The organism is Anabaenopsis tanganyikae CS-531 (assembly GCF_029891675.1).
In the GTDB taxonomy this organism is placed as follows: Bacteria; Cyanobacteriota; Cyanobacteriia; order Cyanobacteriales; family Nostocaceae; genus Anabaenopsis; species Anabaenopsis arnoldii.
The window spans coordinates 25,596-32,410 of the sequence record NZ_JANQDF010000046.1; the positions used below are offsets into that span (position 1 = coordinate 25,596).

General features: G+C 41.1%; 8 protein-coding genes and 1 pseudogene. 7 read left to right on the plus strand and 2 right to left on the minus strand.

What is annotated here, in order from left to right; all coding sequences use genetic code 11:
* Positions 1–48 precede the first annotated feature (48 nt).
* The 4 genes from NWP22_RS05110 (at position 49) to NWP22_RS05125 (ending at position 2,577) form a co-directional block, all read left to right on the plus strand.
* Complete coding sequence (locus NWP22_RS05110; protein WP_280801590.1) at positions 49–639, plus strand: cytochrome c oxidase subunit 3; 591 nt, start codon at positions 49–51, stop codon at positions 637–639.
* Positions 640–794: 155 nt separating this feature from the next.
* On the plus strand, positions 795–1,277 hold the full coding sequence (locus NWP22_RS05115; protein WP_425332606.1) for a hypothetical protein: 483 nt from the start codon (positions 795–797) through the stop codon (positions 1,275–1,277).
* A gap of 198 nt (positions 1,278–1,475) precedes the next feature.
* The gene (locus NWP22_RS05120) at positions 1,476–2,087 is read left to right on the plus strand and encodes a cysteine dioxygenase family protein (RefSeq protein ID WP_280793122.1); all 612 of its coding nucleotides are present in this window, start codon (positions 1,476–1,478) and stop codon (positions 2,085–2,087) included.
* Between the two features lie 25 nt (positions 2,088–2,112).
* Entirely contained in the window at positions 2,113–2,577 is a 465-nt protein-coding gene (locus tag NWP22_RS05125; protein ID WP_280793109.1) for an ArsC/Spx/MgsR family protein, read from the plus strand.
* 202 nt (positions 2,578–2,779) lie between these two features.
* Here the strand turns inward: NWP22_RS05125 and cysK are convergent, their stop codons facing one another.
* Entirely contained in the window at positions 2,780–3,739 is a 960-nt protein-coding gene (cysK, locus tag NWP22_RS05130; RefSeq protein WP_280801591.1) for a cysteine synthase A, read from the minus strand.
* Positions 3,740–4,770: 1,031 nt separating this feature from the next.
* Here cysK and NWP22_RS05135 point away from each other — a divergent pair.
* Genes NWP22_RS05135 through NWP22_RS05145 form a run of 3 tightly spaced genes read left to right on the plus strand, consistent with a single transcriptional unit; the run spans position 4,771 to position 5,841 of the window.
* Positions 4,771–5,196, plus strand: a complete 426-nt coding sequence (locus NWP22_RS05135) for a hypothetical protein (RefSeq protein WP_280801592.1) — start codon at positions 4,771–4,773, stop codon at positions 5,194–5,196.
* A 41-nt stretch (positions 5,197–5,237) separates the two neighbouring features.
* Complete coding sequence (locus NWP22_RS05140; RefSeq protein ID WP_200988027.1) at positions 5,238–5,498, plus strand: hypothetical protein; 261 nt, start codon at positions 5,238–5,240, stop codon at positions 5,496–5,498.
* A 31-nt stretch (positions 5,499–5,529) separates the two neighbouring features.
* Positions 5,530–5,841: a hypothetical protein gene (locus tag NWP22_RS05145; protein ID WP_271730783.1), complete on the plus strand. Its 312-nt coding sequence runs from the start codon at positions 5,530–5,532 to the stop codon at positions 5,839–5,841.
* A gap of 790 nt (positions 5,842–6,631) precedes the next feature.
* On the opposite strand, the pseudogene NWP22_RS05150 reads toward NWP22_RS05145, so the two are convergent.
* Positions 6,632–6,815 (minus strand): annotated as a pseudogene (locus NWP22_RS05150) (type ISP restriction/modification enzyme); the annotation flags it as partial.

Sequence of the window (6,815 nt, forward strand, 5' to 3'; positions counted from 1 at the left end):
ATTATTGTCCCGCCACTTAAAAGTTTAGAGATTTAGAGGGTAAACAACATGACCATAGCGACAACTGAACACCATGAGGAGCATCATCCAGATTTACGAGTCTGGGGACTTTTAACCTTTCTGATTTCTGAATCCCTGATGTTTGGCGGTTTTTTTGCGACTTATTTATTCTTTAGAGGTATTACAGAAGTTTGGCCTCCAGAGGGAACAGAGGTAGAACTATTTTTACCCGCCATTAACACCATTATTCTGATATCTAGTAGTTTCGTCATTCATTTAGGTGATGTAGCGATTAAAAAGAATAATGTTTGGGGAATGCGGTTTTGGCATCTTGTCACCGCACTGATGGGGGCGATTTTCTTAGCTGGTCAGGTTTATGAGTACATGAGTTTAGGCTATGGACTGACTACCAACGTTTTCGCCAACTGCTTTTATATCATGACAGGCTTTCACGGTTTGCACGTGTTGATAGGCATATTATTGATATTAGGTGTTGTGTGGCGATCGCGTCGTCCTGGTCATTACTCTGCTACCAAACATACTGGCATCGAAATGGCAGAAATTTACTGGCACTTCGTAGATATTATTTGGATTGTTCTGTTCACATTAGTGTACATCCTCACATACAACCCAGCCTAGCATTGGTATTCATCTGTGTACCCAGCATCAAAGCCGAGGGGAGCATCTTCCCTTCAAGAAAGAAGAAGCAAACCTCAGCCCAGACTCACAAAGAAATAGTACCTATAGGGAGCGGTAAAATTCTGACTCCCTCTTCCCCATCAAAGGAGATGATTATGCTTGATGGTAATCAATACTCGTGGTTTCAAGTACCCGAAGATGTCAAAAAATTATTACTCTTGGCGGCACAAACCTGGGAAAATACCTCAGAATCCGAAAAATATATTCATCAAGCCTTAGCTAAGTCCGGGGAAAATACAGATATTTTAGTATCAGCATATAGATTCTTTTATTATAAAAATAATTATCCCCTCGCGCTACAAATTGCAGTTAAAGTTTTAGATAAGATTAAAGCAACAGAGAACTTACCAGACCATTGGCAACAACTCCTGCCCATATTAGTAAAACGGCAGGAGGAACCCCAAATCAGATTGTACTTAAACGCTTATGCTGCATCTGGTTTAGTGTTAGCAAAATTAGGGGAAATCGAGCGGGCTAAAGAAATCAGTACTCGCGTCAAACAGATTGACAAAAGTAATGATTTCGGTGCAGGAATCCTACTGGACATTTTAAATCGTCCAGATGAAGAGGACGATTAATTAGTAAACCTTCAACCATCAACCGACATGAATAATTATCCCTTCTACCAACCTCTACAGCCATCTGTAAATTCTTCAGCACCTTTCATTCCTGTGGTTTCCATAGATCCTTTGCGTCCTCTTCCCAGTCCTCTGAATTTGATTCCGCCTACAATAGTTTTCCCTTCTCCTTCTCAACCCAAGATTTAATGAATGATGGTGGAAGGTAAAGATTGGCTAGTAACTGCAGACGGCCAATATCATTGTTGTAAATCAGCCAGACCATGGGATCTATTGCGGGAGAATTATCGCCTATATCGGTTTTTGACTGAAGTAGAAGATGTTCTCAATGGGGTAGAAGATGAATCTATTCGTCTCCCAGAAATCCGAATGCTTGTCAGGAGATTGATTGTCAATTCCTACTGGGTACAAAGTCAGTATTTACAACCTCACCCTAAAACGGGTCACTCAGTGTTACTTCTCTATGATGAATTGGGGTTCCCATTGACTGTGCAAACCGTGACATTTGCACCGGGAACCCGTTCAACTATTCATAATCATGGGACTTGGGGAGTAATAGCAGTGTTAAAAGGTCAAGAAAAAAATACCTTTTGGCGACGTACTCCTACCCCTGATTTTGCCGAGAAAATTGCACCTACTGGAGAGATAACCTTGTCTCCTGGAGATATTGTTAGCTTGACCCCCGATGCAATTCACAGTGTAGAAGCAGTGGGTGACGAAGCAACTGTAACTTTTAATGTTTATGGAGAAACAGACCCTCAAGCAAGGTTTGAGTTTGATTTAGTTACCCATACAGCTAGGAAGTTTTAATCAGAATCATCAGGGAGTAATGACAATGGCTAGAGTAATTTTCTACAGCAAACCCGGTTGTAAGGGTGGTATTAAGCAAAAAGTTGTGTTGACTGCTGCTGGTCATGAGGTGCTAGCATACGACATCCTCACAGAACCTTGGACAGTTGAACGCTTGCGATCATTTTTTGGCGATCGCCCGGTGTCCCAATGGTTTAATGCTTCCGCTCCCAAGATTAAATCTGGTGAAGTAGTTCCAGAAAAAATCGATGCACAAACAGCCTTAGTGTTAATGCTGCAAGATCCTTTATTAATTCGTCGTCCCTTACTAGAAGTAGGCGATCGCCGTGAGGTAGGTTTTGACGTAGAAACAATAGATGGTTGGATTGGCTTAAAACCGGTGGATGATTCCTTAAAAGTAGTAATTGAAACCCTGACTACCCAGAACTTACAAGGTTGCGCCCACGGTCATAACCATGACCATCATCATCAAGGTGGTTGTAAGCATTAAATTTCACCGGGGGAAAACCTGATTGAATTTGCTTTGACCGTATCCCCGATATACATCGGACTTCTTAACCTGGTTAAGAAGTCCAATAAAGCCTTTTTCAGGCTAATGAAGTACACATCAATTCCCTGTTCCCTCTTCCCTGAAACTAAACAACTTTGTACCTCACGAGCATGGGAAATGCTATATCTGCTAATTAGGTTTTTTAGCCAAGATTAGCAGTGTCTATAGACAACTCTTGAAACATGGGGGTACTCAGGTAACGTTCCCCAAAGGAAGGCTGAATCATCACAATTAATTTACCGGTATTTTCTGGACGTTGACCGACTCGAATGGCCGCACATAAAGCCGCACCGGAGGATATACCAGACAATAGTCCCTCTTCTTTGGCTAAACGTCGCCCATAAGCCATAGCCTGTTCATCACTAACTCTAATTACCTCATCAATCAATTCCAGACGCAACACATCTGGGATAAACCCAGCGCCAATACCTTGAATTTTATGGGGGCCTGCAGTACCGCCAGAAAGCACCGGACTGTTACTAGGTTCCACTGCGATCGCTTGCACAGTTGGCTTATATTGTTTAAGCACTTCTGCAATCCCGGTGATTGTTCCGCCAGTCCCCACCCCAGCAATGATGATATCTACTTCCCCATCCGTATCCGCCCAAATTTCCGCCGCAGTAGTTTCTCTGTGAATTTTGGGGTTAGCCGGGTTGCGGAACTGTTGCAGCATCACAGCGTTAGGAGTATTAGCCACAATGCTTTCAGCTTGATTAATTGCTCCTCGCATCCCTTGTGCGCCTGGTGTTAACTCTAACTTAGCACCGTAGGCCTTGAGCATAGAGCGTCGTTCTTGGCTCATGGTGTCTGGCATGGTCAAAATTAAACTATAGCCCCGGGCGGCTGCTACCATGGCTAAAGCAATACCTGTATTCCCAGAAGTTGGCTCGACTAAAATACTTCTCCCCGGCTCAATTAAACCCTCCCTTTCCGCAGCCATCACCATACTAATTCCAATCCGGTCTTTAACTGAGGCTGCTGGGTTCATACCTTCGAGTTTAACAACAATTCTAGCTGCCACTCCCTCAGATTGGGGAATTCTATTCAGCTGAACTAAAGGAGTTCCGCCAATTAGTTCTGTAACATCTTTAGCAATTCTCATAAATTCACTCCTATGATTTCACGTTGAGGGCAAATTTCCTGTATGTGTTTAATTTATATCCACTCTAACTAAATCTAGAGCAGTCCTAAATGATTCATGAACAATTTCTGTTCCCTGTTCCCTGTTCCCTGTTCCCTTTCCTCACTGATATTTTCTCAAGTCAAATAGGATGACTATAGAGACTATCCACTTTAACCAAAGTACAAAATCATGCGGCTGAGGAATGCAGTTGATGTAATTTTCTCATCTCTCCTCAAGTAATAATGTTTTGTATCTACCACAATGAAGGTTAATAGCTGAATTACAGGGGTTTTCTCAACGCTGAATTTATCTGTCTGTTATTTGCTCAATCAAAATCATAGAAACTCACCCCTTAAATCTAGAAAGTTTGTCACCTCACTTTGAATGATTTATATTTAGTATAGGAAGCTGCATTTCCAGAAAATATAAGAGATTTTTTCGATATTCTAGGGTATACTCCCCACATAATCTATTTGTTTGAGTACAAGCTTTGAGACGGAAAAACCCCAACAAAATCACTCCTCTACCAGCCCCCCATATAGCTTTGAGCCTGAGTGCAGAAATACCAGCACCCCATATGAGAAATACTAGCACCCCATATGAGAAATACTAGCACCCATACCTCAAATAATTTCTCTAAGTCTTATGAGATATAACTTATAGCCTTTGAGTATAACTTTAATAAATTTAATAATCTTAATTCCACTAGTTTAAACTCACAGTTAGAGGTGAGACTGCTATAAATTTTGTAGGATTTACGCAGAGATTCCCCTCTACCCCCCGAAGTTCTGAGGGTTTTACCCAAAGAATCAGGGGGGACTTCTTAACTCTTCTGTTGTCGAAGCTGAGGAAGATGTTAATCCTAAGTTGATAATTATAGCCCTTGTAGAAAAATGGTAAATTTTTCATCTTTAGGAACAAAAATATTGTCAAGGTGCGAGAGAGACTAGTTAGGTAAAAAGTAACCCAGAGGTTTCTGGATGCAGAGTACCTAAGGGAGTAAAGCCACCATGAAATTTAAACTTCTAAATTTTCTGACAGTTTGTTTATTTACTTTACTAGTAATTTCGCCCGCCTTATTAGTCTTACACATAGTTTGGGGCAAACATCTAGAGTTTGTTAAAATGCAGAATTTAGTCTGTGAAATTCATAAAATCTATTCAGGTAATTCTGCCCAATTGCTCCATGAAGCAAATACAAATCCATCTCAATATCAGACCAATAACGCAACTTTTGACCACAATCTTGTGAACCGATTATTAGTTGTTGCCGAACAATATAAACTTGCTAGCATCTTGCAATGGTTTGTGTTAATCACTCCGATTTTTGTGGGATTAGGAATCATTGTTTACGATAGATATCTTGTTTATCGTGCTGCTATCTTAAAAGAACAAGTTGAAATGTTGGAAAAGCTTTGGCAACAAAGTATAGAGTAATCCTCACAGCCAAACTAACTCATTCAAAAAACCAAAACATCATGACAGAAGAACGCCAAATCCAATATTTCAATCTGATTGACGAGTTACTAAAATGTCCTAATGGTCAAGAACCAGAAGTTTTAGAAGCGCAACCAGAATTGATTGATGCTGATTTTGTACAAACAATACTGCAAGTAGCAACTAGTTTTGCCCATCAAGGTAATCAAGATGGTGCTAAGTTTTTATTCTTTATCGGGCGTGAATTAGCAAAGCAACTAGGCTTATATCCTGAAGTTCCAAATTCTGATAGCGTAAGTTAGCCTTATCGATAGTTATAAATAAGGAGTAAATATGCTGCTAACCGAAACCGATGCTGCACAAATTGCGCTAGAGTTCCTTATGGCTGACTGGAATATTTCAGACGACTATAGACAGTGGTTTGTTGTGTTTGGCTCTCGGCTCATAGGGGAAAGTTGGTATATTGTGGAATTAGGTGTAGAAGGTTTTCCCGATCGCTGGTTTATTGAAGTCTACGACACGGGAATGTGTGACCCAAACTATACGTTTATTTCACCGATTCCCGCTTCCGAGGGATTTGCAGACTTGACAGATATTCCCGAAATGCTAGCTGAAGTTCTCGTAGCAGAGCGCAAAGCTCGTTAAACGGGTTTTAAATCAGGGTTTCCGACAACTGTATAATTAGCTACTGTATCCTAACCTTTATAAGTGGTATTGTGTACAGGTGGGGACATTTTCATGTGAGCAAAACGTTTTGTTCCCTCGGTGATATAGCATTTCCCATGCTCGTGAGGTACAAATTTTTTTAGTTTGAGGGAACAGGGAATAGGGAATAGGGAATAGGGAATAGGGAATAGGGAACAGGGAATTGGTGTGTACTTCATAAGACTGAAAAAGGCTTTAAAAGGATAAACCTGATTAATGAACTGTCGGTAGTTCATTGATTCCTTGAGTTTCTAGCCATTGTAAATCGGCGGCGATCGCATGGGATTGGGCGTAAACTCCACCCACCAATTTAGCCATAATAGCAGTAATTTACACTATAGAGTTAGTCAAATCAGGTACATGACCCAGAAGATTTTGTCAAAATATATCATCTTGTAGTCAGATTTATCTGACTTTAGCTATTAGACGGGGGTTTCTAACCCCCGGTTACTCTGGGTGGCGATCGCCCCACACAGTCACACAGATCCCCGACTTCTAGTTAAGTTATTCTAGACTATCTGTGATGATGTGAGAAGTTGGGGATCTTAACCAAAGAGGTTTGACCCCACCCCCAACCCCTCCCCTTGTAAGAGGAGGGGGGTATAGAGAATGGCGACACATTCTGTCAAGATCATCACATATATGATTTTCTAGTCAGATTTATCTGACTTTAGCTATTAGACGGGGGTTTCTAACCCCCGGTTACTCTGGGTGGCGATCGCCTGTCTCCCTAGTTATCAGACATCTGATTAACTATATTCATGGTTTCCACACTGACTCTACACACCCGCATTAATAAATCTATGACCTGTTCTTTGTAGTCTGCAAACCGGTAAGTGTTGAATTTTTCTGCAATGGTGGGGTCTTTGGGTTTCTTCTCTTTATATTGATCTAAAATCCATTCTAAGGCGCAA